Source organism: Leisingera sp. ANG-DT, assembly GCF_000813785.1.
In the GTDB taxonomy this organism is placed as follows: domain Bacteria; phylum Pseudomonadota; class Alphaproteobacteria; order Rhodobacterales; family Rhodobacteraceae; genus Leisingera.
Genome location: NZ_JWLE01000001.1, coordinates 504,755 through 530,309, shown reverse-complemented (window position 1 = coordinate 530,309; position 25,555 = coordinate 504,755). Strand labels below are relative to the sequence as shown.

The 25,555-nt window shown below is 60.1% G+C and carries 28 protein-coding genes and 1 tRNA gene; 14 read left to right on the top strand and 15 right to left on the bottom strand.

The genetic code is table 11. From position 1 onward, the window contains the following. Nucleotides 1–28: 28 nt before the first annotated feature. Nucleotides 29–1,033 (top strand): GlxA family transcriptional regulator, encoded by a 1,005-nt coding sequence (locus RA21_RS02580; RefSeq protein ID WP_039145927.1) that lies wholly within the window; start codon nucleotides 29–31, stop codon nucleotides 1,031–1,033. 29 nt (nucleotides 1,034–1,062) lie between these two features. Here RA21_RS02580 and RA21_RS02575 read toward each other — a convergent pair whose 3' ends face one another. Together RA21_RS02575 and RA21_RS02570 are read right to left on the bottom strand one after the other, a co-directional pair. After that, a complete protein-coding gene (locus tag RA21_RS02575) occupies nucleotides 1,063–1,479 on the bottom strand; it encodes a hypothetical protein (protein WP_019296308.1) in 417 nt (138 codons plus the stop codon). A gap of 57 nt (nucleotides 1,480–1,536) precedes the next feature. Further along, nucleotides 1,537–2,640 carry a PQQ-dependent sugar dehydrogenase gene (locus RA21_RS02570; RefSeq protein WP_039145925.1) on the bottom strand — a complete coding sequence of 368 codons (1,104 nt, stop codon included), beginning with the start codon at nucleotides 2,638–2,640 and terminating at the stop codon, nucleotides 1,537–1,539. 186 nt (nucleotides 2,641–2,826) lie between these two features. Between RA21_RS02570 and RA21_RS02565 the strand changes: the two genes are divergently transcribed. The 6 genes from RA21_RS02565 to RA21_RS02540 all read left to right on the top strand — a co-directional run bounded on the left by RA21_RS02565 (nucleotide 2,827) and on the right by RA21_RS02540 (nucleotide 8,494). Next, nucleotides 2,827–4,020 carry an ABC transporter substrate-binding protein gene (locus RA21_RS02565; protein ID WP_019296306.1) on the top strand — a complete coding sequence of 398 codons (1,194 nt, stop codon included), beginning with the start codon at nucleotides 2,827–2,829 and terminating at the stop codon, nucleotides 4,018–4,020. 97 nt (nucleotides 4,021–4,117) lie between these two features. Continuing rightward, nucleotides 4,118–4,906, top strand: a complete 789-nt coding sequence (locus RA21_RS02560; RefSeq protein ID WP_027237606.1) for an ABC transporter ATP-binding protein — start codon at nucleotides 4,118–4,120, stop codon at nucleotides 4,904–4,906. Beyond that, nucleotides 4,903–5,733, top strand: a complete 831-nt coding sequence (locus RA21_RS02555; protein WP_082008878.1) for an ABC transporter ATP-binding protein — start codon at nucleotides 4,903–4,905, stop codon at nucleotides 5,731–5,733. Before RA21_RS02560 ends, RA21_RS02555 begins: the two co-directional genes overlap by 4 nt. A 2-nt stretch (nucleotides 5,734–5,735) precedes the next feature. Next, nucleotides 5,736–6,746, top strand: a complete 1,011-nt coding sequence (locus RA21_RS02550; RefSeq protein ID WP_039145923.1) for a branched-chain amino acid ABC transporter permease — start codon at nucleotides 5,736–5,738, stop codon at nucleotides 6,744–6,746. Beyond that, entirely contained in the window at nucleotides 6,743–8,065 is a 1,323-nt protein-coding gene (locus RA21_RS02545; RefSeq protein WP_019296302.1) for a branched-chain amino acid ABC transporter permease, read from the top strand. The genes RA21_RS02550 and RA21_RS02545 overlap by 4 nt, the downstream gene beginning before the upstream one ends. A gap of 180 nt (nucleotides 8,066–8,245) precedes the next feature. Further along, nucleotides 8,246–8,494 (top strand): hypothetical protein, encoded by a 249-nt coding sequence (locus RA21_RS02540; protein ID WP_039146499.1) that lies wholly within the window; start codon nucleotides 8,246–8,248, stop codon nucleotides 8,492–8,494. A gap of 31 nt (nucleotides 8,495–8,525) precedes the next feature. Here the strand turns inward: RA21_RS02540 and RA21_RS02535 are convergent, their stop codons facing one another. Next, a complete protein-coding gene (locus tag RA21_RS02535) occupies nucleotides 8,526–10,070 on the bottom strand; it encodes a helicase HerA-like domain-containing protein (protein ID WP_039145922.1) in 1,545 nt (514 codons plus the stop codon). A 497-nt stretch (nucleotides 10,071–10,567) separates the two neighbouring features. On the opposite strand from RA21_RS02535, the gene RA21_RS02530 reads away from it, so the two are divergent. Beyond that, nucleotides 10,568–11,224 carry an invasion associated locus B family protein gene (locus RA21_RS02530; RefSeq protein WP_019296299.1) on the top strand — a complete coding sequence of 219 codons (657 nt, stop codon included), beginning with the start codon at nucleotides 10,568–10,570 and terminating at the stop codon, nucleotides 11,222–11,224. A gap of 68 nt (nucleotides 11,225–11,292) precedes the next feature. Here the strand turns inward: RA21_RS02530 and RA21_RS02525 are convergent, their stop codons facing one another. The 4 genes from RA21_RS02525 to RA21_RS02510 are packed head-to-tail and all read right to left on the bottom strand — an operon-like array spanning nucleotide 11,293 to nucleotide 15,555. Beyond that, nucleotides 11,293–12,501, bottom strand: coding sequence for a beta-ketoacyl-[acyl-carrier-protein] synthase family protein (locus RA21_RS02525; RefSeq protein WP_019296298.1), 1,209 nt, complete (start codon nucleotides 12,499–12,501; stop codon nucleotides 11,293–11,295). Nucleotides 12,502–12,507: 6 nt separating this feature from the next. Then, nucleotides 12,508–12,765, bottom strand: a complete 258-nt coding sequence (locus RA21_RS02520) for an acyl carrier protein (RefSeq protein WP_019296297.1) — start codon at nucleotides 12,763–12,765, stop codon at nucleotides 12,508–12,510. A gap of 48 nt (nucleotides 12,766–12,813) precedes the next feature. Then, nucleotides 12,814–13,887, bottom strand: a complete 1,074-nt coding sequence (gene lpxD, locus RA21_RS02515; RefSeq protein WP_039145920.1) for a UDP-3-O-(3-hydroxymyristoyl)glucosamine N-acyltransferase — start codon at nucleotides 13,885–13,887, stop codon at nucleotides 12,814–12,816. A 39-nt stretch (nucleotides 13,888–13,926) separates the two neighbouring features. Further along, nucleotides 13,927–15,555, bottom strand: coding sequence for a L,D-transpeptidase family protein (locus RA21_RS02510; protein ID WP_019296295.1), 1,629 nt, complete (start codon nucleotides 15,553–15,555; stop codon nucleotides 13,927–13,929). Between the two features lie 348 nt (nucleotides 15,556–15,903). Here RA21_RS02510 and RA21_RS02505 point away from each other — a divergent pair, with 348 nt between their 5' ends. The 3 genes from RA21_RS02505 (at nucleotide 15,904) to RA21_RS02495 (ending at nucleotide 17,151) form a co-directional block, all read left to right on the top strand. Then, nucleotides 15,904–16,473 (top strand): YcbK family protein, encoded by a 570-nt coding sequence (locus RA21_RS02505; protein ID WP_029204823.1) that lies wholly within the window; start codon nucleotides 15,904–15,906, stop codon nucleotides 16,471–16,473. Between the two features lie 167 nt (nucleotides 16,474–16,640). Then, nucleotides 16,641–16,717: transfer RNA gene (locus tag RA21_RS02500), tRNA-Arg, on the top strand. Between the two features lie 101 nt (nucleotides 16,718–16,818). Continuing rightward, complete coding sequence (locus RA21_RS02495) at nucleotides 16,819–17,151, top strand: PilZ domain-containing protein (RefSeq protein ID WP_082008877.1); 333 nt, start codon at nucleotides 16,819–16,821, stop codon at nucleotides 17,149–17,151. 14 nt (nucleotides 17,152–17,165) lie between these two features. On the opposite strand, the gene RA21_RS02490 is transcribed toward RA21_RS02495, so the two are convergent. After that, nucleotides 17,166–18,017 carry a LysR family transcriptional regulator gene (locus tag RA21_RS02490; protein WP_342586513.1) on the bottom strand — a complete coding sequence of 284 codons (852 nt, stop codon included), beginning with the start codon at nucleotides 18,015–18,017 and terminating at the stop codon, nucleotides 17,166–17,168. 126 nt (nucleotides 18,018–18,143) lie between these two features. Here RA21_RS02490 and tmpA point away from each other — a divergent pair, with 126 nt between their 5' ends. Genes tmpA through RA21_RS02475 form a run of 3 tightly spaced genes read left to right on the top strand, consistent with a single transcriptional unit; the run spans nucleotide 18,144 to nucleotide 20,548 of the window. Next, a complete protein-coding gene (gene tmpA / locus RA21_RS02485; RefSeq protein ID WP_039145915.1) occupies nucleotides 18,144–19,277 on the top strand; it encodes a 2-trimethylaminoethylphosphonate dioxygenase in 1,134 nt (377 codons plus the stop codon). Between the two features lie 3 nt (nucleotides 19,278–19,280). Continuing rightward, entirely contained in the window at nucleotides 19,281–19,886 is a 606-nt protein-coding gene (tmpB, locus tag RA21_RS02480; protein WP_019296290.1) for a (R)-1-hydroxy-2-trimethylaminoethylphosphonate oxygenase, read from the top strand. Next, on the top strand, nucleotides 19,883–20,548 hold the full coding sequence (locus RA21_RS02475; RefSeq protein WP_039145913.1) for an ureidoglycolate lyase: 666 nt from the start codon (nucleotides 19,883–19,885) through the stop codon (nucleotides 20,546–20,548). Before tmpB ends, RA21_RS02475 begins: the two co-directional genes overlap by 4 nt. A 70-nt stretch (nucleotides 20,549–20,618) precedes the next feature. On the opposite strand, the gene RA21_RS02470 is transcribed toward RA21_RS02475, so the two are convergent. The 7 genes from RA21_RS02470 to RA21_RS02440 all read right to left on the bottom strand — a co-directional run bounded on the left by RA21_RS02470 (nucleotide 20,619) and on the right by RA21_RS02440 (nucleotide 25,553). After that, on the bottom strand, nucleotides 20,619–21,839 hold the full coding sequence (locus tag RA21_RS02470) for a cysteine desulfurase (RefSeq protein ID WP_039145911.1): 1,221 nt from the start codon (nucleotides 21,837–21,839) through the stop codon (nucleotides 20,619–20,621). Beyond that, nucleotides 21,832–22,416 (bottom strand): YIP1 family protein, encoded by a 585-nt coding sequence (locus tag RA21_RS02465; protein ID WP_039145909.1) that lies wholly within the window; start codon nucleotides 22,414–22,416, stop codon nucleotides 21,832–21,834. The genes RA21_RS02470 and RA21_RS02465 overlap by 8 nt, the downstream gene beginning before the upstream one ends. Continuing rightward, the gene (locus tag RA21_RS02460) at nucleotides 22,413–22,898 is read right to left on the bottom strand and encodes a YIP1 family protein (protein ID WP_039145907.1); all 486 of its coding nucleotides are present in this window, start codon (nucleotides 22,896–22,898) and stop codon (nucleotides 22,413–22,415) included. Before RA21_RS02460 ends, RA21_RS02465 begins: the two co-directional genes overlap by 4 nt. Further along, nucleotides 22,898–24,178 carry a SufB/SufD family protein gene (locus tag RA21_RS02455; protein ID WP_039145905.1) on the bottom strand — a complete coding sequence of 427 codons (1,281 nt, stop codon included), beginning with the start codon at nucleotides 24,176–24,178 and terminating at the stop codon, nucleotides 22,898–22,900. Before RA21_RS02455 ends, RA21_RS02460 begins: the two co-directional genes overlap by 1 nt. Further along, nucleotides 24,179–24,934 (bottom strand): Fe-S cluster assembly ATPase SufC, encoded by a 756-nt coding sequence (gene sufC / locus RA21_RS02450; protein ID WP_039145903.1) that lies wholly within the window; start codon nucleotides 24,932–24,934, stop codon nucleotides 24,179–24,181. Nucleotides 24,935–25,008: 74 nt separating this feature from the next. Then, nucleotides 25,009–25,323, bottom strand: a complete 315-nt coding sequence (locus RA21_RS02445; protein ID WP_039123659.1) for a YbjQ family protein — start codon at nucleotides 25,321–25,323, stop codon at nucleotides 25,009–25,011. Nucleotides 25,324–25,325: 2 nt separating this feature from the next. Then, a complete protein-coding gene (locus RA21_RS02440) occupies nucleotides 25,326–25,553 on the bottom strand; it encodes an HTH-like domain-containing protein (RefSeq protein ID WP_039145901.1) in 228 nt (75 codons plus the stop codon). Nucleotides 25,554–25,555: the final 2 nt, after the last annotated feature.

Genomic DNA, 25,555 nt, shown 5'->3' with positions numbered 1-25,555 from the left:
CCGACTTGTTTCTTGAAGGACGCCCGCCATGCAGACGCCACGCAAGCCTGCTGTTTCAGGAGTAGCCACCGGCCAGCCGAAAAGGTTTGTCTTTGTGCTCCTCGACAAATTCACCCTGCTTTGCTTTTCGGCCGCCATGGAGTCGCTCAGGATCGCAAACCGGATGGCTGGCAAGGAATTGTACAGCTGGTCTGTGGTCGGTGAAGGCGGGGAGACGGTAACATGTTCCGCGGGAACTGTCTTCCAGCTCGATTCGGACCTGGATGAGCTGCAGCGCGACGATACCATCATGCTGTGCGGCGGTATTGATGTGCAGGACGCCTCCACCAAGAAAGTCCTGTCCTGGCTGCGCCGCGAAGCCCGCAAAGGACTGATGGTCGGCGGATTGTGCACGGCGTCCTACACGCTGGCCAAGGCCGGCCTGCTGGACGGCAAGCGGGCGACCATTCATTGGGAGAACGCCGACAGCTTCAGCGAGGAATTCGACGAGGTTGAACTGGCCAAGTCTGTGTTCGTCATCGACGGCAACCGGCTGTCGACCGCAGGCGGCACCTCCTCGATCGACCTGATGCTCAAGTTGATTGCCAATGACCACGGCGAGGAGCTGGCCAATTCGGTGGCCGATCAGCTGATCTATTCCTCGATCCGGACCGACCAGGATACCCAGCGGCTGTCGATCCCGACCCGCATCGGGGTCCGCCATCCCAAGCTGTCGATGGTTATCCAGATGATGGAAGCCAATATCGAGGAGCCGATCAGCCCGTCGATCCTGGCCCAGGATGTGGGCATGTCCACCCGCCAGCTGGAGCGCCTGTTCCGACGCTACCTTAACCGCTCCCCCAAGCGCTATTACATGGAGCTGAGGCTGCAGAAGGCGCGCAACCTCTTGATGCAGACGGATATGAGCGTGATCAACGTGGCGCTGGCCTGCGGCTTTGCCTCGCCCTCTCATTTCTCTAAATGCTACCGCGCCCATTACGACACCACCCCCTACCGCGAGCGCGGCAGCAAGGCGGCGGCGTATAAGACCTAGGGAGCCTAAGGAACTGGTTCGGGAAGCTTTCAAAGCTTCCCGAAAACAACATCTGAGTTTGTGTTGAGGTCAAACTTCAGCACCACGATGCTATCGCCGCGGTCGTGAATAAAGGCATAATAGTAGCAGTAGTTCAGCACGTCCTCATTCCAATAGATCCGAACCTCCTTCTTGAAGCCGTTCATCAATTCCTTGCGTGCCGCTACGCTGCCGCCGGTAAAGCCGTGCGGGTAAATTGCCGCCAATTGCTGCTGCGCGCTTTGCAACTGCTCGGGGGTGTATTCGTCACGGCCGCCCAGCCGGGTGATCAGCTGTTTGAAGTCACGTTGCTTGATGACTGTATCCACAAAGCGTTCATATGCTTCATACGAACTGAAGACGCTGTCCTGCGCCAGAGCGGTAGCTGGAAGCAGCGCAATCAGCGCCGCGGCGAGAAATTTCCTCATATCAATCTTCCTGTTTTAGCTATTTTAAACGTGTGTCTCAGTTTTCGGGTGGCGCGGTTAATTGGAGATGCGAAACACCGCCCCCTCGCTCTCTGAGGCGAACCAGATGCTGCCATCGGGCGCTTCCTGAACATCGCGGATGCGCCCGGTTTCGCTGCTGCGTATCTGCTCCACCTCTTTAAGGGGGGATCCGGATAGGCGGGAGATATAGTCGAACTTGAGCGAGCCGACGAAGATATCGCCCCGCCACTCCGGCCACATCCGGCCGGAATAGATCATCAGGCCGGACGGCGCGATCGAAGGATCCCAGTACCATTCCGGCTGCTCCATGCCCGGTTTCGACGTGCCCTGCCCGACCTTTGCGCCGGAATAGTGGCGGCCATAAGAGATCACCGGCCAGCCGTAGTTGGCGCCCTTACGGATCCGGTTCACCTCATCGCCTCCCTTGGCTCCGTGTTCAGACACCCAGAGCCTGCCCAGCAAATCCAGTGCCATTCCCTGCGGGTTGCGGTGGCCGTAGGACCAGATTTCCGGCTGCGCGTCCTTGCGGCGGACAAAGGGATTGCTGCCTGGAATGGTGCCATTCCTGTTGATCCGCACCACTGACCCCTGATGCAGCCGCAGGTTCTGGGCGCTGGGACGGTCGCCGCGCTCGCCCAAAGAAATGAACAACGTGCCATCCCGCGCCTCTACCACGCGGGAACCGAAGTGGCGGCCGCCGGTGGCGCCGGGCGCTGCCTCAAACAGGATGCGCAGGTCCGTCAGAGACCTGTTGTCCGCGCTGAGCCGGCCTGCGGCCAGGGCAGTGCCCGCGCCGCGCCCCTGCCGTTTGGCGAAGGTCAGGAATATCTCCCGGCTGGTTGCAAAATCGCGCGGCACCATCACGTCCAACAGGCCGCCCTGCCCCTCGGCAACAACGGCAGGCGTGCCGCCTATGCGATTCTTTTTTCCGTCCCGCACATGGAAAAGCGCGCCATCCCGTTCCGTCACCAGAACCGCGCCGTCCGGCAGAAACGCAAAGGCCCAGGGCACATCGAAGCCGCCTGCCATCTTCGTCACGCGAAGCTGACCCAGTCTGCTGTTCATCGTATCCGCTTGAACTGTCGGAGAAAACGGCAGCAGCAGAAGCACAGCCGTCAATATGCGTAACCAATGCAACATTTCCGCTTCCCCTTCTGTTACTTTAAGCTTAAATTAAACTCAGCTCCGCACCACATGACCTGATAATAGCGGAGAACAACAGGACGGACTCTTTGCTATCTCACGCCTCAACGGGACTTTTCTTTTCCAAACGGCTTGCCTAGGGTCCGATGTGAACATTTTTGTTCCAACAATGGGAGTTCTCAAATGAAGAAACTGCTGATGGCCACCGCGGCCGCTGCGCTGACGGCTGGCACCGCATATGCCGGCGGCCATGCCAAGGAAGTGAAACTGGGCGTTCTGTTCGGCTTCACCGGTCCGATTGAATCGCTGGCACCGGCCATGGGCGACGGCGCCGAGCTGGCCATGGAAGAAGTCACCAAATCCGGCAAGCTGCTGGACAGCGCCACCGTGACTTCCGTGCGCGCTGACACCGGCTGCATCGACAACGGCCTGGCCGTGGCAAACGGCGAGAAACTGGTAGCCGAAGGCGTGAACGGCATCATCGGCGGCGACTGCTCCGGTGTGACCGGCGCGATCCTGCAGAACGTGGCGATCCCGAACGGCATGGTGATGATCTCGCCCTCCGCAACCTCGCCCGGCCTGTCGACCATGGAAGACAACGGGTTGTTCTTCCGCACCTCGCCGTCGGACGCACGCGAAGGCCAGGTGATGGCCGAGATCCTGAAAGAGCGCGGCATCAACTCGATCGCCCTGACCTACACCAACAACGACTACGGCAAGGGCCTGGCGGACGCGATCCAGTCCTCGTTCGAGGAAGTTGGCGGCGAAGTCACCATCGTGACTGCGCATGAAGACGGCAAAGGCGACTACTCCGCGGAAGTCGGCGCGCTGGCCTCCGCTGGCGGCGACATCCTGGTGGTTGCTGGCTACCTGGACCAGGGCGGCCTGGGCATCATCCAGGGTTCGCTGGATTCCGGTGCGTTTGACACCTTTGGCCTGCCTGGCGGCATGATCGGCGACAGCCTGCCTGCAAACGTTGGCGCGGACCTCGACGGCTCCTTCGGCCAGATCGCGGGTTCCGACAGCAAAGGCGCAGAAATCTTTGCCGAAATGGCAAAAGAGCGCGGCTTTGACGGCACCTCGGCCTACGCGTCCGAGTCCTATGACGCAGCGGCGCTGTTCCTGCTGGCAATGCAGGCCGCCAACTCCACCAACCCGGCGGATTACGTCGGCAAGATCCTGGACGTGGCAAACGCCCCGGGCGAGCCGATCAACCCGGGTGAGCTGGGCAAGGCGCTGGAAATCCTCGCCGCTGGCGGTGACATCGATTATCAGGGCGCAACCGGCGTTGAGCTGATCGGCCCGGGTGAGAGCGCAGGCTCCTACCGCGAGATCGAAGTGAAGGACGGCAAGAACGAAACCCTTCGCTTCCGCTGATAAGCATCTGAAAAGCAACCAAGATAGGCCAGCCCGGGTTTTCCCGGGCTGTTCTAAATTAAAAACGCCGCGAAAACGCGGCAGGGGATGAAATGACATGATCGTCGTCGAGGACTTGCACAAGCACTTCGGCGGGTTCCACGCGGTTGACGGCGCCTCGCTGGAAATCGCCAAGGGGTCCATAACCGGTTTGATCGGCCCGAACGGGGCTGGAAAGACCACACTTTTCAACGTTATCGCTGGCGTTCTGGAGCCAACTTCGGGCCGGGTCACCATGGATGGTGAGGATATCACCGGCCTGCCGCCGCATGAGCTGTTCCACAAGGGGCTCTTGCGCACCTTCCAGATTGCGCATGAGTTCTCTTCGATGACGTGCCGGGAAAACCTGATGATGGTGCCGGGCGCGCAATCGGGCGAGACTCTTTGGAACACCTGGTTTGGCCGCAAGCGGATCGCGGACGAGGAACGCGCGCTTCGGGCCAAGGCCGACGAGGTGCTGGAGTTCCTGACCATCAGCCACATCGCTGACCTGAAGGCAGGCCAGGTATCGGGCGGCCAGAAGAAGCTGCTGGAACTGGGCCGCACCATGATGGTGGACGCCAAGATCGTCTTCCTCGACGAGGTCGGCGCCGGTGTGAACCGCACCCTGCTATATACCATTGCTGACGCCATCAAGCGCCTCAATGAGGAGCGCGGTTACACCTTTGTCGTGATCGAGCACGACATGGAATTCATCGGCCGCCTGTGCGACCCGGTAATCTGCATGGCCGAGGGCAAAAAGCTGGCCGAGGGCACCCTGGATGAGATCAAGGCAAACGAACATGTGATCGAAGCCTATTTGGGCACCGGTCTGAAAAATAAAGACAAACTGGAGGCGGATGCATGAGCGACAACCCCTACCAGGACGATCATGGCAACAAGGATGCCTCGATCACCAATACGAAAGGCATCGGCACGATGCAGCCCGCCCATATGAAAAGCGGCCCGACGCATAAGGTCGAGGGCGGCCCGTTCCTGATCGGCGACACCATGACCGGCGGCTACGGCAAGGGTCCGGACATCCTGCATGACTGCACCATCGCCGTCGACAAGGGCGAGATCGCGGTGATCGTCGGCCCCAACGGCGCCGGCAAGTCGACCGGGATGAAAGCGGTGTTCGGCATGCTGAACGTGCGCTCCGGCGCGGTGCGGCTGGACGGTGAGGACATCACTCAGCTCACACCGCAGGACCGGGTGATCAAGGGCATGGGATTTGTGCCGCAGACCAGCAACATCTTCACCTCGATGACGGTGGAGGAGAACCTGGAGATGGGCGCCTTCATCCGCACCGATGATTTCCGCGACACGATGGAGCAGGTCTATGATCTGTTCCCGATCCTGCGCGACAAGCGCAACCAGCCCGCAGGCGAACTGTCCGGCGGCCAGCGCCAGCAGGTCGCGGTGGGCCGCGCGCTGATGACCAAGCCCAAGGTGCTGATGCTGGACGAACCGACTGCAGGCGTTTCCCCCATCGTGATGGATGAGCTGTTCGACCGCATCATCGAGGTCGCCCGCACCGGGCTGCCGATCCTGATGGTGGAGCAGAACGCCAAGCAAGCGCTTGAGATCGCGGACAAAGGCTATGTTCTGGTGCAGGGGCGCAACGCCTATACCGGCACTGGCAAGGAACTGCTTGCCGATCCCGAAGTGCGCAAATCGTTCCTGGGGGGCTAAGCATGGATCTTCTCAACGCCCTCGTGGCGCTTACCAACTTTGTACTTGTCCCCGGGCTGGCCTATGGCAGCCAGCTTGCGCTCGGCGCGCTGGGGGTGACGCTGATCTACGGGATCCTGCGGTTCTCGAACTTTGCCCATGGCGACACCATGGCGTTTGGCGCGATGGTCACCATCCTGATCACCTGGGCGTTCCAGTCCATGGGGATCAGCGCAGGACCGCTGCCAACCGCACTGCTGGCGCTGCCCTTTGGCATCCTGGGCACCATCGGCCTGGCGCTGCTGACCGACCGGACCGTTTACCGGTTCTACCGCCAGCAGAAGGCAAAGCCGGTGATCTTTGTCATGGTCTCGCTGGGTGTGATGTTCATGATGAACGGCATCGTGCGTTTCATCATCGGCCCCGGCGATCAGCGGTTTGCCGATGGCGAGCGTTTCATCATCAAGGCACGCACCTTCAAGCAGATGACCGGGCTTGACGAAGGCCTGGCAATCAAGACCACGCAAGGCATCACCGTGATCACCGCGATCATCGTGGTGGCGGTGCTGTTCTGGTTCCTGAACAAGACCCGCACCGGCAAATCCATGCGGGCCTATTCTGACAACGAAGATCTGGCGCTGCTGTCGGGCATCAACCCGGAGCGGGTGGTAATGTACACTTGGATGATCGTCGCGGCGCTGGCGACCATTGCGGGTGTGCTTTACGGTCTCGACAAGTCGTTCAAACCCTTCACCTATTTCCAGCTTCTGCTGCCGATCTTTGCCTCCGCCATCGTGGGCGGCCTTGGCAATCCGATCGGGGCCATTGCCGGCGGGTTCATCATCGCCTTCTCCGAGGTGACAATCACCTATGCCTGGAAAAAGGTGCTGACCTACGGCCTGCCGGACAGCCTGGCGCCTGACGGGCTCGTTCAGCTCCTCAGCACAGACTACAAGTTCGCGGTCTCCTTCGCGATCCTGATTGTCGTCCTCCTGTTCAAGCCTACCGGCCTTTTCAAAGGGAAAGCGGTATGACCGAGACCATGAAACATACCCTTCTTTTCGTCTTTGTCGGCGTGATGATCCTCGCAGAAGGCATGACCGACTTCCTGTTCTTCTCTGGCTCCTGGAACTCGGCGCTGGTGATCCTGAACATGGGGTTGATTTCGGCCATCATGGCCATCGGGGTCAACATCCAGTGGGGCTTTGCCGGTCTGTTCAACGTCGGCATCATGGGCTTCACCGCGCTTGGCGGGCTGGCCGTGGTTCTGGTGTCGACCCCAGTGATCCCGGCGGCCTGGTCGTCCGGAGGTGTCAGCATCGTGATGGCATTGGTGATGGGCGCGCTGACAGTTGTGTCGGCGGTGATGATCACCAAGTTCATGCCAGGTGGCAAACTGCGCACCGTTGTTCTGCTCGCTGTGCTCATCGTGGGCTTCTTTGTCTACCGTGCAATCTTTGATCCCGCTGTCGGTTCGGTCGAGGCAATCAACCCGGCGCTGCAGGGCAATATCGGCGGCCTTGGCCTGCCGGTGCTGCTGGCCTGGCCCGCAGGCGGCCTGCTGGCTGCCGGTGCTGCCTGGCTGATTGGCAAGACCGCACTGGGCCTGCGCTCCGACTATCTGGCGATTGCCACGCTGGGCATTGCCGAGATCATCATTGCGGTCCTCAAGAACGAGGACTGGCTGTCGCGCGGCGTGAAGAACGTGGTCGGCCTGCCCCGCCCGCTGCCCTATGAGGTGGATCTGCAAAGCGATCCGTCCTTTGTGGAGCGCGCGGCCAGCTGGGGCATGGACCCGGTCACCGCCTCCACCGTCTACGTCAAAGCCGGCTATGCGCTGATGTTCACCGTGGTGCTGCTGGCGCTTCTGTGGATGGCGCAGATGGCGCTGAAAAGCCCCTGGGGCCGGATGATGCGCGCGATCCGCGATAATGAGGTTGCGGCAGAGGCAATGGGCAAGGACGTGACCCGCCGCCACCTGCAGATCTTTGTGCTGGGATCCGCCATCTGCGGCATTGCCGGGGCGATGATGACCACGCTCGACAGCCAGATGACACCGGGCACCTACAACCCGCTTCGCTTCACCTTCCTGATCTGGGTGATGGTGATTGTTGGCGGGTCCGGCAACAACTTCGGCGCGGTGCTGGGCGGCATGCTGATCTGGTTCTTCTGGATCAAGGTGGAGCCGATGGGCATCCTGCTGATGGAGCTTGTCACCTCCGGCATGGCAGAAGGCAGCGCGCTGAAGGCGCATCTCTTGGAAAGCGCCTCGCACATGCGGCTGTTCACCATGGGGCTAATATTGCTCCTGGTGCTCAGGTTCAGCCCGCGCGGCCTGATCCCGGAGAAATAAGCGCCGCTTTGCTGGAAAACAGCATATTGCGTGAAAAATTGACTGCCGCTCAGGACGCCCTGGGCGGCAGTTTTCTTGCCCGCCTATGCGCTCGGTGCTCTGCCGTGGAACCCGCGGGTTTTAATGATTTATTTCCCCTCTCGCGATATTCGGAGGGAAACCGACCGAGGTGAGCCAGTTATGAAAACCAAGTCCAAGTTAATAAAACTTACGGCCGTTGCGGTAGCCTTGAGCGGCTGTGTCAGCCCGGAGAATTACGAAACAACCCCAGTGCAGCTGCAAACCAGCAAGGGCATTGTCACGTGCCAGCTTTATACCAAGGAGCGGGTATTGTGGGACCGTTCCATCGACAGGCCCGCGACCATGTCCGTGCAAGAGGCTGATGCCATCTGCAAGCAGGAAGGCCAGCGGCAGAAAGACGGCGGCTGACGCCGCGGCCGTTTCTGGCACCGGCTGCGCCCTAGCGCCCCTTGAACAGGCTGCCGAGAATTCCGCGGACAATACGCCTCCCGGTGGTGCCTTTCAGCTCCTTAATCACGGCTTCTGACATCGCAGAAGTGAACGTATCCTTTTGCCGGTACGAGCGGGAAGAAGAGCGGCTGACCCGTGAGCCTGAGTAACGGCGGCCGGCGTTGAACTCGCGTGCCGCTGGTTCCTGGGCATCCTCTGCTGCCGCTTCTGAGGCTTCGGCTTCCTGAGCCGCAGCCGCTGTCCGCTGCGCGAGGATCTCATAGGCAGAGCGCCGGTCCACCGGATTGTCGTACTTCCCGGCCATGTCAGAGACTTTGAGCATCTCCTTGCGCTCGCCGTCTGTAATCGGTCCCAACTGCGTGCTGGGCGGCCGGATCAGCGTGCGCTCCACCACGCCGGGCACGCCTTTTTTCTGCAGCATGGAGGTCACCGCTTCGCCGACGCCAACCTCGCGGATGGCGTCTTCGGTCGAAAACCGGGGATTCTCTCGGTAGGTTTCAGCCGCCAGCCGCAGGTTCTTGCGGTCCTTGGCAGTAAAGGCGCGCAGCGCGTGCTGGATGCGGTTGCCGAGCTGGCCCAGTATATCCTCCGGCACATCGGCCGGGTTCTGGGTGATGAAATAGATCCCAACCCCCTTGGAGCGGATCAGCCGGGCGACTTGTTCCACCTTGTCGGTCAGCGCCTTCGGCGCGTCTTCAAACAACAGATGCGCTTCATCAAAGAAGAAGACCAGCCGCGGTTTGTCGGGGTCTCCAACTTCGGGCAGTTCCTCAAACAGTTCGCTGAGCAGCCATAGCAGGAAGGTCGAATAAAGCCCCGGCGCTGCCATCAGCTTGTCCGCGGCCAGAATGTTGACCATGCCCTTTCCGGACGCATCGCAGCGCATCAAATCGCTGAGCGCCAGGGCCGGTTCGCCGAACAGCCCGGCGCCGCCCTGGTTCTCCAGCACCAGGAGACGCCGCTGGATGGCCCCAATTGAGGCCGTTGATACATTGCCGTAGCGCAGCGAAAGCTGGCTGCGGTTTTCGCCGATCCAGACCAGCAACGCCTGCAGGTCTTTCAGATCCAAAAGCGGCAGCCCTTCCTCGTCAGCGAGCCGGAAGGCGATGTTCAGAATACCCTCCTGCGCCTCGCTCAGCTCCAGCAGCCGTGCCAGCAGCAGCGGCCCCATCTCGGCTACGGTGGTGCGCACCGGATGGCCCTGCTTGCCATAGAGATCCCAGAAGGTCACCGGGCAGGCATGGTAAGTGTAACCGGCAAAACCGATTTTACCCGCGCGGGAAGTGAAGGCCTCATGCAGCTTGTGGCTTTCCGTGCCCGCCTTTGCCAGCCCTGACAGATCCCCCTTCACATCCGCCAGGATCACCGGCACGCCCGCGTTGGAAAACCCCTCTGCCAGGATCTGCAGGGTGACGGTCTTGCCGGTGCCGGTAGCACCCGCAATCAGCCCATGGCGGTTGGCATATTTCAGGCTCAGCCCCTGCGGCTCGCCATATTCTTCGCCGCCGCCGCCAATGAATAAGCTATCTGCCATCTCTGCCCTGCCCGTTCTTTTTCCTGTGGATAACAATACAAAGTTAACTTTTGAATGCGATAGTCAATCTTGCCCGCCCCAGCACAATGCGGTTGCCGTGGCGGACATTCCTCCCTGTCAGACTGGGCCGTGCCTCGCGCACGGCCTTCTTTTTGGGCAAATACTGCCTGTAAAACGGGCATCCTCAGCCATAAACTCATCCCGCAGCCTGCAATTTTCATGAATTGCAGGCCGTCCTTATTTTTTTTGAACTTGCATGTTGACCGATGGCCAACCCTTTCGTAACGTCCTACGCAATAACTAAGTCGGCCAGTCCGACGGGGAGAAACAAATACGGAAAAGGGAACCATCGGGTTCCCTTTTTTGTATTTTATCAGCATCTTCCAAGACTGAAGCGCTGTGCGCGGATTTCCCCGCTATTCCTTTGTTATTGGCCTGACACTGCCGGGACAGCGTGCTAAACGCGTTGGCAGCGTCTTTAGAAAAATGAGGCATTCATGTTGAAGTCCCTGACCCCGATCACGCTTGCCGCGGTGCTGGCGATGACCGCGCCGCTGGCGGCGCAGGAAACCGCCGCCGAAGAAACCGGCACCACCGAACAGGCCGCCGGGGCGGAAACCACAGAGCAGGCAGACCAGGCGGAATCGACCGCAGACCAGCTGCTGGACCTGGGGGAACCGGTCAATGACGGCCCCAAGCTGGGTGAACGCTACTCCAAAGAAAAGCATGGCGACTGGGATCTGGCCTGCATCAGGACCGAGGCCGAAAACGACCCTTGCTCGCTGCTGCAGGTTCTGAACGGCCCGCAAGGCAACCCGATGGCAGAAGTATCGATGTTCCGTATCGACCAGCAAGGCGGCCAGGCCGTTGCAGGCGCGACCGTGATCGTGCCGCTGGAAACCCTGCTTCCTGCCGCGCTGACCATCTCCATCGATGGCGCGCCAGCCAAGCGCTACAACTATTCCTTCTGCAATCAGCTGGGCTGCGTTGCGCAGATCGGCCTGACCCAGGGCGACATCGACGCCTTCAAGAAGGGCAAGGAAGCCGTGCTGTCGCTGCGTCCGGCGCCGGCACCGGATCAGGTTGTTTCGATGAAGCTGTCGCTGAGCGGCTTTACCGCGGGCTATGACGTCGTGGATGTCGTCAAGCAGTAAGCTCTGCAATCAGCTGAAAGAAAACGCCGCGCGCCCCAAGGGCCGCGGCGTTTTTTCTTTAAGTGCGGTCAGACCCTGCGCAGAGCAAGCACCGCATTCAACCCGCCAAAAGCGAAGGCGTTTGACAGGGCAACATCGACCCTGGCTTCGCGCGCCTCATTCGGGACCACATCCAGCGCGCATTCCGGGTCCGGTTCCTCATATCCGATGGTCGGCGCAATCACCCCGTCGCGCAACGCCATGATACATGCCAGTAGCTCCACCGCACCGGTGCCGCCGATCAGGTGACCGTGCATGGATTTGGTGGAAGAAATCATCAGACTGTCAGCATGCGGGCCGAACACATCCGCCACAGCGGCGCATTCGGTCTTGTCATTGGCTGCAGTGCCAGTGCCATGGGCATTGATGTAACCGACCTCGGAGGCATCTAGGCGGGCATCCTGTAGCGCGCCGGCAATGGCCCGCGCCGCGCCCTGCTTGCTGGGCATCACAATGTCCGCCGCGTCCGAGGACATGGCAAAGCCAATCACTTCGCAGAGAATTTCTGCTCCGCGGGCCTTGGCGTGCTCATACTCTTCGAACACGAAGATACCTGCGCCTTCCCCCTGAACCATGCCGTTGCGGTTGGCACTGAACGGGCGGCAGGCGTCCTTGGACATAACCCGCAGCCCTTCCCAGGCCTTGACCCCGCCAAAGCACAGCATGGATTCGGAGCCGCCGGTGACCATTACCGGGCTCATCCCGGAGCGTACCATCTGGAACGCCTGTGCCATCGCGTGATTTGACGACGCGCAGGCTGTGGAGACGGTAAAGCTTGGGCCTTTGAGGTTGAACTGCATCGACACATGGCCGGCTGCGGCATTGTTCATCAGTTTGGGCACCACAAACGGATGCACCCGGTTTTTGCCGTCCTCGTAGACGCTGCGGTAATTCTCATCCAGCGTCTGCATTCCGCCGCCGGAATTGCCCAGGACGACACCAGCCTTGGCCGACAGTTCGCCGTGGAATTCCAGGCCCGACTGCTCAATCGCTTCCTTGGCGGCGGTCAGGGTGAATTGGGTGAAACGGTCATACAGGCTCATCTGCTGACGGTTGAAGCGGCCCTCAGCCTCAAAGCCGCGGACTTGGCCGCCGATCTTGATCGCCAGCCGCTCCACATCGCGGAAATCCAGTTCGCCAATCCCGCACTGGCCCGTGCGCATAGCGGCCAGAGTTTCGGGCACCGAATGACCCAGGGCGTTGATGGTTCCCGCCCCGGTGATGACAACGCGTTTCATGGAGCTTTACGCTTTTTCCAGGATCAGCTTGTCGATCCCGGCGACGATTGCCGCGACATTGGAAATGTCAAAATCACTCTTTTCCGGCTCATTGGCATTAAAAGGAATCGAAATGTCGAACTCTTCCTCGATCGCAAATATGCTTTCGACCAGTCCCAGGCTGTCGATGCCAAGATCCTCCAGCGTGCTATCCAAGGTCACGTCTGAAGGCTCCAGAACCGCTTGTTCTGCAATGATTGCAATGACCTTGTCCTGCGTGCTCATGTATGGATCCCCGATTTTCTGCCTGAGGCTGATGTAGGTATTCGGCGGTTACTTGAAAACAGCCTTTTTTAACAATTCGATGTCACGCATCAAACGCGGCAGGCGGCGCTGTGCTTTATACATCTCGGTGTGGGTTTCCATTTTCACACCAGGGTAGCCCATGATCACGCGGCCGGCAGGCACGTTGGACAGAATCTTGGTGCCGCCGCCGGCAATCACCCCGTCACCGATGAAGATATTGTCGACCACGCCGCACTGGCCGCCCAGCACAACGTTGTTGCCGATATCGACTGATCCGGACACACCTGTCTGCCCGCAGAGCAGGCAGTCGTTGCCGACGCGGGTGTTGTGGCCGACATGCACGAGGTTATCGAGCTTGGTGCCATCGCCGATCACTGTGTCACGGATGGTGCCGTTGTCGATGGTGCAATTGGAGCCGATTTCGACATCATTGCCTATGGTAACAGCGCCCAATGAGTGGATGCGGACCCAGGATTGTGCTTTGGCCTCGCCCTGATCACCCAAGGTCTTGCGCGCGTTCTCAGCCCCGGACACTTCAGGGGTTACATAGGAGAAACCATCGCCGCCAACCCGTGCACCAGGCTGAGCGCGGAACCGGTCACCGATGGTGGCCCGGGCCCCGATCGAGACCATCTCGCGCAGGTGAGCGTCTTCGCCGATCACAGCGTCAGAACCGACATAGCAATGCGGGCCAATCACCGAGCGGGCACCGATCCTGGCACCGGCCGCAACCACGGTCAGCGGACCAACCGAAACGCCTTCTCCCAGTTCTGCGGAAGGATCTATGACGGCAGACGGGTGGATGCCTTCAGCAAACCCCTGGCCGCGGTCCAGCATTGCGGTGACGCCGGACATGGTCATCCGCGGGCGTGGAGCAAAGATTGCAGCCTTAAGGCCAAAGGATTGCCAGTCAGCCCCTTCCCACAAAATCGCAGCAAGTGCCTTGCCTGCCTTCAGTCCGTCGGCATATTTCGGCGCCATCGCCATGGCGAGCTGATCGGCCCCGGCATCCTGCGGTTCAGCAGCACCTGCAACTTGCAGATCCAGCTCACCCTGGGCCTCGGCGCCCAAGGACTCGGCGATCTGGCGGATTGTGAACATGGCAGGCCCTTTCAGAATAATCCTGTATGGGCCTGACATTTACCCCTGAACGCTGGGCAGCACCACCCCTGCCCGTTCCAGAGCGGCCCAGACCTTGGCGTCGCGGCCATAGACATCGCGGCGGAATTCAGCGCGGCCTTTCCCGGACACAACAGCGGTGCGGTAAATGATATGCACCGGCACTTTCTGCTCCAGCTCAACCTTGGTTTCCCTGCCCGAATTCAAAATGCGGTGGAAGAACTCCTTGGGGTTTTCCGTCTGCTTAGCCAGCAGCGCGTAGGCAAACTCGAACGGCTGGGCCAAGCGGATGCAGCCATGCGAGAAGGCGCGCACTTCGCGGGCAAACAGGCTCTTTTGCGGAGTGTCATGCAGATAGATGTTGTACTTGTTCGGGAACATGAACTTGACCAGCCCCAGGGCATTGCGGCTGCTGGGCGGCTGGCGCATGGAGAACGGGAAGTTGCGTGCCGTGTACTGCGAAAAATCAGCGGAACCGCGGTTCACCACCCGGCCGCGCCGGTCAGTGATCTGGATATGGCCGACAGCATTGGGATTGCTCTGCAGCTTGGGCAGATATTCCTTGGTGATGATCGAGCGCGGCACATACCAGCTCGGATTGATCACCATATGCTCCATCTCGTCCGAGAATTCCGGGCTGCGGCGGTCGTGGGTGTTCTTGCCGATAACCGAACGGGTCTCAAAGGTCACGTCGCCGTTGTCGACGATCTTGGCGGTGAAATCGGTCTGGTTGACCAGAATATGCCGCTCACCGCGATCCGGCGTCAGCCAGCGCTCCCGCTCCATCGCGATGATGATGGACTTCAGACGCGCGCTGACCGGCTTGTTGATTTCATCAATTGTGCCGGGGCCAGCCACGCCATCGGTTTCCAGGCCGTGATCGGATTGGAAGCTCTGCACCGCCTTCTCAAGTGCCGCGTCATAGGTTCGGGTGGCGCTGCGCGGCAGGTAGCCCATCAGCATCAGCCGGTTGCGCAGCGCAATAACGGCCGGGCCCTGATCACCCGTCTCCAGTTTCTTGGCATTCACGGCCGGACCCCAGCCGCCAGCTGCCATGATCTGCTCCAGCCGCAGCTTCTCCCGCATCAAACCGCGGTACTGCGGCGATGCCGGAACCAGGCTGCGCATATAGGCATAGGGCTGGGTATCACGGATTCCAGCCAGGAAGCTTGCCCCGTCGACCGTATGCTTTTTACGCACCATGCCGTCATCAATCCGCGACGGAACCAGCAGGCCGGTCTGCAGGTCAGTGGCGTAGTCCACCAGTGCCTGGCTCAGCGCCGCCTCGACATTGCCGATGTCGCGGGTCGTCTGCACGTCGCGCATTTGCTGCATCAGTGCAGCAACTTCGGCTGAACGGTCCGGCAGCCCATGGGCCTGGGTCTCGTTCAGGGCCGCAAGCAATGCATTGCGGCGCTGGCGCGAGGCCTCATCCTGACCGGTCCAAATCGCCTGGTAACCGTTTTCGCGATAGAACTGCGCAACAGCCTCGCTGCCATAGGCGGCTTCAGCGACCGCCTGGCGGAAAGCCGCCGAAACCTCAGCCTGTGCCGAACCGGAAACCGCCCCGGCTGCCAGTCCGCCCAGTGCCAAGGCGAACAGCCCGGCCTTGAATCCCGGCAAGAAGTTTCCTGCAAAAGCACGCGTCATAATTTCCGGTCCTTGCGCCGATTTTTGTCAATTCTGGCAGTGCCTACCTGAAATTCTGGTAAATGCCAGCCGCTGTTGTCCATTCACAATTGCGAAAAGTCAGCTTTGATGCAGCAAAGCCGCGTCTATGAAACCCGGCTGCAACAGTCGCGGGGAAAAGTTCCATGCGCCTCCCCTTATGCGCAAGAAATCGCCGAAAACCGGGATATCCGTTACAGCGCGGCAAAGAAATGTTGGATCAGGATTCTCTGTGTGCCATACATGCCGCACGTTAACTTCAATTGTTAGCGAGCCCGTAACATCGGGCGACTAGGCAGGACTAAAAGCGTACGGGACGGCGCAGTGACAATGGCAAAAACCACGGGCACGGGGATCTCCCGGCGTTCTCTCTTGGGTGTATTTGCTGCAACCGCAGTGGCAGCAGCCCCAACATTCTCCAATGCAGCAGGTTTCCTTCGCGGCGGCGGAGACATCCGGCGCATCCGCATGTATTCAGGCCGCACCGGCGAACGCCTGGATATGGTATACTGGATCGACGGCGACTACATCAAAGACGCTGTTAAGGAAATCAACCACTTCATGCGGGATTGGCGCACCGATGAAGTCAAGAATATGGATCTGCGCACCATCGACATCATGGCGGCGTCCCACAATCTTCTGGATGTGAATGAGCCCTACATGCTGCTGTCCGGCTACCGCAGCCCCAAGACCAACGCCATGCTGCGCAGCCGCTCGCGCGGGGTTGCAAAAAACTCGCTGCACATGCGCGGCCAGGCTGCCGACCTTCGCCTGGCGTCCCGCTCGGTCTCGCAAATGGCGCAAGCGGCTGAAGCGTGCCACGCCGGCGGTGTTGGTAAATACCACCGTTCAAATTTTGTGCATATGGATTGCGGCGTTGTTCGCTCCTGGCGCGGCTAACCCTGCCCTCCATTGCAAGAATGCAAGCCTGCCCGATGGTGCAGGCTTTTTTCTTTTCTGAGCATCCGGCCGCGGCCGCAATTTCCTGACCGCCTCAGGAAATTGGAAACAGGCAGTTTTTCCCGTTGCAGAGGCAACCAACCGCGGGTATACCCCGGCATAACAACGCACCTGTAGCTCAGCTGGATAGAGCGCTGCCCTCCGAAGGCAGAGGCCAGAGGTTCGAATCCTCTCAGGTGCGCCATATACACCTTAAATTCAAAACATTATTAGCTCTTAAAGCTATCTAAAGAGTCCGCCGCTAGCTACTCTGCCTATACTTCCTAATGCGACGATAGAGGCAGAATGGTACAGACCAACTCCATTTTCCGGACAGCGAAACCAACAGAACCCCGGCTTCGTCTGAATTTGCCCTGCACTGTCAATTTGTCCGGATCTGTGCGGGAAGCCATTGTTTACAACATCAGCTACAGTGGGTTTGCCGTCCGCCTGCCAGAGGGGCAAAACAATTTTTGCCTGGCAGAGCTGAAATCTGTCTCCATCGAAGACATCGCAGAGTTTGAGGTTCGAACCCGCTGGCGGAAGGACACGAGAATTGGCTTCGCGTTCCTCAGTAAGCGCGGTGCACGGCCAATATTGGATGCTTATTTTGCCAAGATCGGCGAGTTCCCGACCTGAAAAGCAGCCCCCTCTTACGCCAGATCAGCGCTTAGCGCCTTGGTGAGCGCCTTCAGGACGTCACTTTGCCGCTTTGTTTTCCCTAGTTCCGGCGGCCAAGTCAGCCAATAGCCATCAATCGTGGCCAATTCGGCGGCTGGCAGACAGATCAATTGACCGGTCAGCAGCAAATTGGCCGCCAGAGCCCTGGATCCCAGGACCACCCCCATTCCAAGCCGAGCGGCCCGGAGGGCATGGGCCATGGAATCCACCGAAACCGGCCCGGCCTCCGGCGCCGGCTCTCCGGTCACCCGCGCCCACTCGCTCCAGCCCGGCCGTTCTCCGCGCAGCTCAATGGCCGGCAATTGACGCCAGTCCTTAGTATGGTCCGGGGCCGCCATCGGTTGAAGAACCTCATTGGCAAGCAGGACACCTGCTCGGCCCTGCCAGCTGCCGCGCCCGTAGCGGATATGCAGCGCACCATCCGCCGCTTCAAAGTCCAACCGCTTCGGCACGGTTTCCGTCACAATCTGCAGTTCAGGATGACTTTCAGAAAACGCCGTAAGCCCCGGCAACAAAATCATTTCCAGATGTGATGGCTGGGCAGCGATACGCAGTTCCCGAACACTATGGCCAAACAGGTTTTCAGTGCCCTGCTCCAGCGCGCGAAGGGAATCATGGACCAGCGGCAGGTAGCTTTCGCCATCCACCGTCAAAGTCACACCACGTGCTGAACGGATGAACAATTGCCGCCCCAGCCAAGCTTCCAGGTTGCGGATCCGCTGGCTCACGGCGGCCTGAGTTGCCCCAAACTCCTCCGCAGCGGCGGTGAAACTGCCATGACGGCCTGCAGCCTCGAACACTTTGAGCCAGTCCAGCGGCGGCAAGCCTTGTTTGGTAACTTTCTTGGGCATTAGAAAACCTAACTCTCAAACCCCAATTTCCGTAGTTCTCTTGATGGCTCACCAGCGGTAGCAAGGCAAGTAAGAACCAGGCCAACCGGAGACACTCTCATGCCCCGTTCCGTAACTGCTGACGCATCCGGCAGCTTTCTGACCCTGACATTCGAAGACGGCCTCGAAAGCCGCTTTCATGCGATCTGGCTGCGCGACAACGCGCTTGACCCGGAAACACGCGCCCCTGGCAACGGCCAGCGGCTGATCACCATTGGTGACATTCCCGCAGACACCAAGATCAGCACCGCACTGGTAGAAGACGGCGCACTGACTGTGACCTTCGCACCGGAAGGCAAGACCGTGGCCTTCCCGGGCGCCTGGTTGAAGGCACACACCTATGATGTTGATCAGGCAAGTGAATTTGGCCGCATGGCACCGGGCATCGAGACCTGGAACAGTGGCCTGCCGGCCCCCACGTTCGATTGGAACAAAGTGCAGTCCGACCCAAGCGTCAAACGCGATTGGCTGAACGCGATCGCCCGTCTGGGTTTCGCCAAGCTGGTGAACGGTCCGGTCGAAGAAGGCGCCCTCATCGAGAACGCTGAAATGTTCGGTTTTGTGCGCGAAACCAACTACGGCAAGTACTTCGAAGTCCGCACAGAGGTGAACCCGACCAATCTGGCCTTCACCGGCCTGGGCCTGCAGGCACATACCGACAACCCCTATCGCGACCCGGTACCCAGCCTGCAGATCCTCTATTGCCTAGAGAACTCTGCAGAAGGCGGTGACAGCATTGTGGTGGACGGTTTCCGCGCCGCCGAACGGCTGAAGACGGAAAACCCCGAAGGCTTTGCCCTGCTGGCAGGCTACCCGGCACGGTTTGAATACAAGGGGTCCGACGGTGTGCATCTGCGCTCCCGCCGACCGATGATCGAGCTGTCACCTGATGGCGAGATGATCGGGATGCGCTTCAACAACCGATCCTCTGCCCCGTTTGTCGACATTCCCTTTGACAAGATGGAGGCCTACTACGCCGCCTACCGGCGCCTGGGTGAATTCATCGACGATCCGGACATGGGCGTCTCCTTCAAGCTGGAGCCGGGCGAAAGCTTCATCGTCGACAACACCCGGGTGATGCACGCTCGCCTCGGCTACTCCGGCTCCGGATCGCGCTGGCTGCAGGGCTGCTACGCGGACAAGGACGGGCTGCTGTCGACCCTGAACGTGCTGAACGCGCAGCTGGAGAGCTGAGACATGAGCAAGCCAGACGTCAGCCAGCTGAACCGGGACAATATCGTCGACTTCATCGGCGGCATCTTTGACCGCCGCGGCGATGAGGAATACCTGGGCGAACCGGTCACCATGGCCGAACACATGCTGCAAGGCGCCACCATCGCTGAGCAGAACGGCCAGCCGGAAGAGATCATCGTGGGGGCGCTCCTCCACGATATCGGCCATTTCACCAGCGAATTCGGAACATTCTCCATGGACGACACCGAGGACCGTTACCATGAGGAAGCCGGAGCCGAGGTGCTGGAGCAGTTCTTCCCCTCTGTGATCACCGACTGCGTCCGTTATCACGTGGCTGCCAAGCGCTATCTCTGCGCCACCAAGCCGGAATATTTCAACCGTTTATCAGAGGCTTCGATCCATTCCCTGAACCTGCAGGGCGGACCGATGAATGCAGAGGAAGTTGCCGAGTTTGAGAAGAACCCGAACCTGAAGCAGATCATCGCGGTGCGCTATCTGGACGAGGCTGGAAAGCGGGACGACATGGACACTCCGGATTACTGGCACTTTGCGCCGATGGTCCAGCGGATGGTGGACAAGCACATGGGAACGGGAGGTTCCGCAAAATGAGCGCGCCCGAGTATATCTTCGAGGCCAGCACCAAACCTTCGCTGCCCTGGCATGAGGTTCCGCTGATCCGGGCCACCAAGGAAAGCGTCAAGAGCTATGGCTGTCTGGTGGACGATCCGGAGAATTTCGAGATCGAAATCGTGCAGTGGCCCGCGCAAGGCTGGCGGCCGATTGACGAAGGCACGGGCGACGAGGCCGGCTGGGTCGAGGGCACTTTCCGCGGCGACTGGCGCGGCGATGTGCTCTATGGCGAAAACGAAGCGGTCAACGGCAACTATGTTCTGGGCTGGTCCACCGACCCGCAGACGGCACAGGTTGAAGCTCAGACCGCAGCACGGGATCAGGTTCTGCTATGGCACATGAACTATCACCCCGACGGCGGCCAGTTGTTTTATCCGCTGGACAACAAACCCTTCATCATTCCCGCGGCCTTGCCGGGAGATGATCTGAAGCCTGAAAAGGTCGTGGCGTTCTGGTGTGACGGGTCCAAGGGGCTCTATATCCACCCCAATATCTGGCACGAGGGGATCTTTCCGGTGCAAGACAGCCAGCGGTTCCTCGACCGGCAGGGCAAGGTGCACGCCCGGGTCAGTTGCGATGTGGGCAAGGAGTTCGGCGTTTACCTGTCCTGCCCGCTGCGAGAAGACAAGATCCAGGGCTAAAGCCTGAAAGAAAAAGAAAAAACGGCACCTCCACGGGCGCCGTTTTTTTTTTGATTGTCAGGTGAAAAGCCTAAGCAAATAGCTCATGCGCCAGCTCCAGCGCGTCGACCAAGGTGTCGACCTCCTCCTTGGTGTTATAGAGGCCAAAGGACGCACGGCAGGTGGCAGATACCCCAAGATGGTCCATCAGCGGCCCGGCACAGTGATGGCCGGCGCGCACTGCGACCCCCTTCTTGTCGAGGATGGTGGAGATATCGTGGGCGTGTGCCGCACCTTCCATTGTGAAGCTGAAAATTGCAGCCTTGCCAGATGCTTGCCCCTGCACGTTGATCCAGTTCAAGCCGGTCAACCGCTGCATCGCATAGTCGCGCAGGCCGCCCTCATGCTTGGCAATATTTTCCATGCCAAGATCCATCATGTACTCCAGCGCCACACCCAGGCCGATGGTCTGCACGATGCCCGGCGTGCCGGCCTCGAACTTCATCGGCGGATCATTGTAGATGATCCCTTCTTTAGAGACTTCCTTGATCATATCGCCGCCGCCGATGAAGGGGCGCATCTCCGCCATGCGCTCCGGCTTGATATAGATCGCACCAGACCCGGAGGGGCCATAGAGCTTGTGCCCGGTAATCGCGTAGAAATCGCAGCCGATATCCTGCACATCGACCGGCATATGCACAGCGCCCTGCGAGCCATCGACAAGAACCGGCACCCCCTTGGCATGGGCGCCCTGGGTGATCGCCTTTACATCCACAACGGTGCCCAGCACGTTGGAGCACTGGGTGACGGCCACCAGCTTGGTCTTGGAGCCAATCGCATCAACGACCTTCTGCGGGTCGAGGCTGCCATCCGCAGCGGTGTCCACCCATTTCAGCACCACGCCCTGACGTTCGCGCAGGAAGTGCCAGGGCACGATATTCGCGTGGTGTTCCATCACCGACAGGACGATCTCGTCGCCTGCTTCAAATCGTGGCATCGCCCAGCCGTAGGCAACCAGATTGATGCCCTCGGTGGTACCGGAGTTCAGTACAATGGTGTTCTCGTCTCCGGCATTCAGGAACCGCGCTATGATACCGCGGACAGCTTCGTATTTCTCAGTTGCGAGGTTGGAAAGAAAGTGCAAGCCGCGGTGAACGTTGGAATATTCCTCCGCATAGGCTTTGGTGACAGCGTCGATCACCACCTGTGGTTTCTGGGCCGAAGCACCGTTGTCGAGATAAGTCAGCGGTTTGCCGTTCACCTCCCGCGACAGGATCGGAAAGTCGGCACGGATTTTTTCCAGGTCATACATTTTCGGGAAGTCCCAGATTGGCTGGGCCGATCAGACCCACGATAAAGAGAAGAGCAAAGACCAGGATCATGCTGGCCATCAAAACCACCCCCAGCGAGCGCCAAACGGAACCAAAACGGTGCGCCGCGTTTACGAAATGCAGGAGGATGAAGAACACAACAATGTTGGCCGCAATATTCAGCAGTGCGGCCAGGGAAGGCATCACCAGAAACACAACCACGATGGCACCGTTCAGCCCCGCCTGCAGCAGCTGCAGCCAAGTGACAAGGGCCAACAGCGCGGGTAGATTGCCCTGCCCGCCCAGCCAGCGGCCGGTCGAGGACAGCATGGCGATAAAGCAGAGCTGCAGGATCAGCACCATGGCGAAGTAAACGCCTGGCGAGAAACGCGGCAGCAGAACCTCTGGCGGCAGCGGGAACAGGATTTTCTGAACCGTGTAGACGCAGGTGTTCAGCACCACCGACAGCAGGAAGGCGGTCCACAGTGCCTCCCGCGGCCAATCCCGCGCCAGGATCTGATGCGCAGCATCGCGCGGTGACTTGAGCGTCAAGAGGGCAAAGGAGGCCAGCGCATTCATGGTTTGGTCCAATAGCCCTGGATCATGCCTGACACCCAGAACCAGAAAAACACGGCGCACCACAGGATGCCCACCAGGGTCAGGGCCGGACCGGGGCCGATGAATCCGGCCACCAGCCCGTTCAACAGCATCAGCGGGCTGGCTGCCAGAAAGGCCCAGAACAGGGCCAGCCGCGCACGGTAGGCGTCTCCCTGCCCGCCCATGGCGCGGGCGATCCAATGGGCTACCAGCGCCAGAACATACAGCAGCAGCGGCGCGATAAAGACCAGCGCCAGCAGCGATCCGCCCAGCAGCATGTTCAGCTCCTGGCCGGTCAGATGCGCCTCGCGCGCCAGTTTCGGCATCTGCGCGACAAAGGTCAGCACGCAGCCCGCGAGCAGAAACACCAGCAACCGGTCCTCGCGGGCGCCCATGCTCAGAAGCCGCGCAAATACCTTGCGCGGCCCCTTGTAGGTTGCCGGGATATCCGTTGTGACGGACATCAGCGGCGCCGGGCCAGCCAGCCTTCGAGGCGGGAAACGATATCGGCGGCGATCTCCGCGTCCTCGATCTCATCCACCGCTTCAGCCAGGAAGGCCAGTGTCATCAGGTCGGTTGCCTCCGCATGCGGGACACCGCGGGAGCGCAGGTAGAACAGGCCTTCCTCATCAATCGCACCAGAGGTGGACCCGTGCGAGCAAGCCACGTCGTCGGCATAGATTTCCAGCTCAGGCTTGGCCAGGAACTGGCTGTCGTCATCCAGCAGCAGCGACTGGGAAATCTGATACCCGTCGGTCTTTTGCGCGCCTTCCTTCACCAGGATCTTGCCCTGGAACACACCGGTGGCACCGTTGCGAAGCACTTTCTTGAACACCTGGCGGCTTTCGCAGTTCACCGCGTCATGGGTGATAAAGACGGTGTCGTCGTGGTGGAAGTCGCCGTCGCCCACGCAGGCGCCTGCGATATGGGCCACAGCGTCGTCGCCGGTCAGCTCAATCACCGCCTCGTTGCGGGTCAGCACGCCGTTCACGGTCAGGGTGAAGGACTTGAAAACCGACTCGGTGCCGAGACGCGCAAACAGATGGGTCGCCGCACGGCGCTCGTGGTCGCGGCCCTGGGCGCGCACCAGATGCATCGTGCCGCCATCGGCGATGTCGATCTCCATGCATTTGTTGAAGCGCGACGCAGCCGGGCCGTTCTCCAGAACAGTCACCTCGGCACCGCTTTCCACGCGGATCACATGGTGCAGGATCGCGTCAGAGTTTTCATCCGAATGCACATAGGTGAAGTTCAAGGGCTTCGAGACCTTGCCGGTCACCCGGATCGCCACGCCATCACTGGCAAAGGCGGTGTTCAATGCCGCCAGCGGACGTTCCACCGGGGTCTGGCCGCGCGCCTCAAGAACGCCGTACAGGTCCTTGGCCCAATGGATATCCTTGCAGCAGATATCCTCGATCCGGTCGATGGTCAGGCCTTCCAGCGCCAGATCGTCGGAGGCCTCGGCGTCGAACAAACCGTCCACAAAGACAATGTTCAGACGCTCAAACGCATTGAACATCGGCACTTCGTCTGCGTGGAACACGGCTGCCTTGGGCGCATCCGCCTGCACCAGCGTGTCCGGCTTGGTGTATTTCCAGTATTCATCGCGGCGCGACGGCAGGCCCATGGTCTGGACCCGCGACAGCGCTGCCTGGCGGGCCGCCTTGAGGCAGCCGCTTTCGGGCAGGGTCAGCGCCGACAGCCGCGCCTCGGTTGCGCTTTGCTTGACTTCGGGCAGGGCCATTTACGCCTCCTCTGCCAGGATGCCGGCGTAACCGTTGTTCTCGACTTCCAGCGCCAGCTCGGGGCCGCCGGTCTTGACGATACGGCCACCCGCCAGGATGTGCACCACGTCGGGTTTGATGTGGTCCAGCAGGCGCTGGTAGTGGGTGATCACCAGAAAACCGCGGCCCTCGTCACGCAGGGCGTTGACGCCTTCGGCGACCAGCTTCATCGCATCGACGTCGAGACCGGAGTCGGTTTCGTCCAGGATGCAGAGTTTCGGCTCAAGCATCGCCATCTGCAGGATCTCGTTGCGCTTCTTCTCACCGCCGGAAAAGCCGACGTTGACCGGGCGCTTCAGCATCTCGGCGTCGATCTTGAGGGTCTTCGCCTTGGCGCGCACTTCCTTCAGGAAGTCGGAGGCCGACAGCTCTTCCTCGCCGCGCGCCTTGCGCTGTGCGTTCACCGCGGTGCGCAGGAAGGTCATGTTGCCGACGCCGGGGATTTCCACCGGGTACTGGAACGCCAGGAACATGCCCGCTGCGGCGCGCTCTTCCGGCTCCATCTCCAGAATGTCTTCGCCTTCCAACTCCGCCGAGCCTTCGGTCACTTCATAGCCGTCGCGGCCCGACAGCACATAGGACAGAGTGGATTTGCCCGAACCGTTCGGCCCCATGATCGCATGCACCTTGCCGGCCTCGACCTTCAGATCGACGCCTTTCAGGATCTGCTTTTCCTCGTCTTCCAGTTTGACGTGCAGGTTCTTGATTTCGAGCATTTTTTCCTCGTCTCACATGTCTTGCAGGCCAGCGGCCCGCGATATTCCCATGGCCCATCGGGGCCGATTCATTCTTATCCCAGCACCACTGCGGTGCCGCTGGCCGAGACCATCAGCATGGACTGCCCGACCACTTCGTAATCCAGATCAACGCCCACCACGGCATTGGCGCCCTTGGCCCGGGCGCGGTCTTCCAGCTCTGCCAGCGCGGTTTCGCGCGCGTCTTGCAGCTTGCTTTCATAAGCACCAGAGCGGCCGCCGACGATATCGGTGATGGAGGCAAAGACATCGCGCACCACATTGGCACCCATGATCGCCTCACCCACCACGATGCCCTTGTATTCGGCAATCTGGTAGCCTTCGACGGAGTTTGTGGTTGTGACGATCATGCTCATGCCCCTGACTTAATCTGCACAAACTTCGACAGACGCATTCCTTTGCGAACTTCAGTTCCGTAGGAGCGCTTTCCCGTTCCAAGTTCCGCAACATCATTGGCGGAATGCCCTTGAAGTTCGGCTGCAAATTCAATTCCGAACAAGTGGATGGCCGTAACCATTTCACGCTGTTCGGCATTTAGGTAGCGATCTTTCAGGATTTCCGCCAATTGATCGGTCGTCATGA

What these genes read in the sequence shown, in the direction of transcription:
- RA21_RS02570 (WP_039145925.1), bottom strand. Translation starts at nt 2,640, where the DNA reads ATGTTGCATTGGTTACGCATATTGACGGCTGTGCTTCTGCTGCTGCCG.
- RA21_RS02440 (WP_039145901.1), bottom strand. Translation starts at nt 25,553, where the DNA reads ATGACGACCGATCAATTGGCGGAAATCCTGAAAGATCGCTACCTAAAT.
- sufC (WP_039145903.1), bottom strand. Translation starts at nt 24,934, where the DNA reads ATGCTCGAAATCAAGAACCTGCACGTCAAACTGGAAGACGAGGAAAAG.
- RA21_RS02530 (WP_019296299.1), top strand. Translation starts at nt 10,568, where the DNA reads ATGTTGAAGTCCCTGACCCCGATCACGCTTGCCGCGGTGCTGGCGATG.
- RA21_RS02465 (WP_039145909.1), bottom strand. Translation starts at nt 22,416, where the DNA reads ATGAATGCGCTGGCCTCCTTTGCCCTCTTGACGCTCAAGTCACCGCGC.
- RA21_RS02460 (WP_039145907.1), bottom strand. Translation starts at nt 22,898, where the DNA reads ATGTCCGTCACAACGGATATCCCGGCAACCTACAAGGGGCCGCGCAAG.
- RA21_RS02445 (WP_039123659.1), bottom strand. Translation starts at nt 25,323, where the DNA reads ATGATCGTCACAACCACAAACTCCGTCGAAGGCTACCAGATTGCCGAA.
- RA21_RS02505 (WP_029204823.1), top strand. Translation starts at nt 15,904, where the DNA reads ATGGCAAAAACCACGGGCACGGGGATCTCCCGGCGTTCTCTCTTGGGT.
- RA21_RS02575 (WP_019296308.1), bottom strand. Translation starts at nt 1,479, where the DNA reads ATGAGGAAATTTCTCGCCGCGGCGCTGATTGCGCTGCTTCCAGCTACC.
- RA21_RS02470 (WP_039145911.1), bottom strand. Translation starts at nt 21,839, where the DNA reads ATGTATGACCTGGAAAAAATCCGTGCCGACTTTCCGATCCTGTCGCGG.
- RA21_RS02565 (WP_019296306.1), top strand. Translation starts at nt 2,827, where the DNA reads ATGAAGAAACTGCTGATGGCCACCGCGGCCGCTGCGCTGACGGCTGGC.
- RA21_RS02455 (WP_039145905.1), bottom strand. Translation starts at nt 24,178, where the DNA reads ATGGCCCTGCCCGAAGTCAAGCAAAGCGCAACCGAGGCGCGGCTGTCG.
- RA21_RS02545 (WP_019296302.1), top strand. Translation starts at nt 6,743, where the DNA reads ATGACCGAGACCATGAAACATACCCTTCTTTTCGTCTTTGTCGGCGTG.
- RA21_RS02560 (WP_027237606.1), top strand. Translation starts at nt 4,118, where the DNA reads ATGATCGTCGTCGAGGACTTGCACAAGCACTTCGGCGGGTTCCACGCG.
- lpxD (WP_039145920.1), bottom strand. Translation starts at nt 13,887, where the DNA reads ATGTTCACAATCCGCCAGATCGCCGAGTCCTTGGGCGCCGAGGCCCAG.
- RA21_RS02555 (WP_082008878.1), top strand. Translation starts at nt 4,903, where the DNA reads ATGAGCGACAACCCCTACCAGGACGATCATGGCAACAAGGATGCCTCG.
- RA21_RS02520 (WP_019296297.1), bottom strand. Translation starts at nt 12,765, where the DNA reads ATGAGCACGCAGGACAAGGTCATTGCAATCATTGCAGAACAAGCGGTT.
- RA21_RS02580 (WP_039145927.1), top strand. Translation starts at nt 29, where the DNA reads ATGCAGACGCCACGCAAGCCTGCTGTTTCAGGAGTAGCCACCGGCCAG.
- tmpA (WP_039145915.1), top strand. Translation starts at nt 18,144, where the DNA reads ATGCCCCGTTCCGTAACTGCTGACGCATCCGGCAGCTTTCTGACCCTG.
- tmpB (WP_019296290.1), top strand. Translation starts at nt 19,281, where the DNA reads ATGAGCAAGCCAGACGTCAGCCAGCTGAACCGGGACAATATCGTCGAC.
- RA21_RS02475 (WP_039145913.1), top strand. Translation starts at nt 19,883, where the DNA reads ATGAGCGCGCCCGAGTATATCTTCGAGGCCAGCACCAAACCTTCGCTG.
- RA21_RS02510 (WP_019296295.1), bottom strand. Translation starts at nt 15,555, where the DNA reads ATGACGCGTGCTTTTGCAGGAAACTTCTTGCCGGGATTCAAGGCCGGG.
- RA21_RS02535 (WP_039145922.1), bottom strand. Translation starts at nt 10,070, where the DNA reads ATGGCAGATAGCTTATTCATTGGCGGCGGCGGCGAAGAATATGGCGAG.
- RA21_RS02550 (WP_039145923.1), top strand. Translation starts at nt 5,736, where the DNA reads ATGGATCTTCTCAACGCCCTCGTGGCGCTTACCAACTTTGTACTTGTC.
- RA21_RS02495 (WP_082008877.1), top strand. Translation starts at nt 16,819, where the DNA reads ATGGTACAGACCAACTCCATTTTCCGGACAGCGAAACCAACAGAACCC.
- RA21_RS02525 (WP_019296298.1), bottom strand. Translation starts at nt 12,501, where the DNA reads ATGAAACGCGTTGTCATCACCGGGGCGGGAACCATCAACGCCCTGGGT.
- RA21_RS02540 (WP_039146499.1), top strand. Translation starts at nt 8,246, where the DNA reads ATGAAAACCAAGTCCAAGTTAATAAAACTTACGGCCGTTGCGGTAGCC.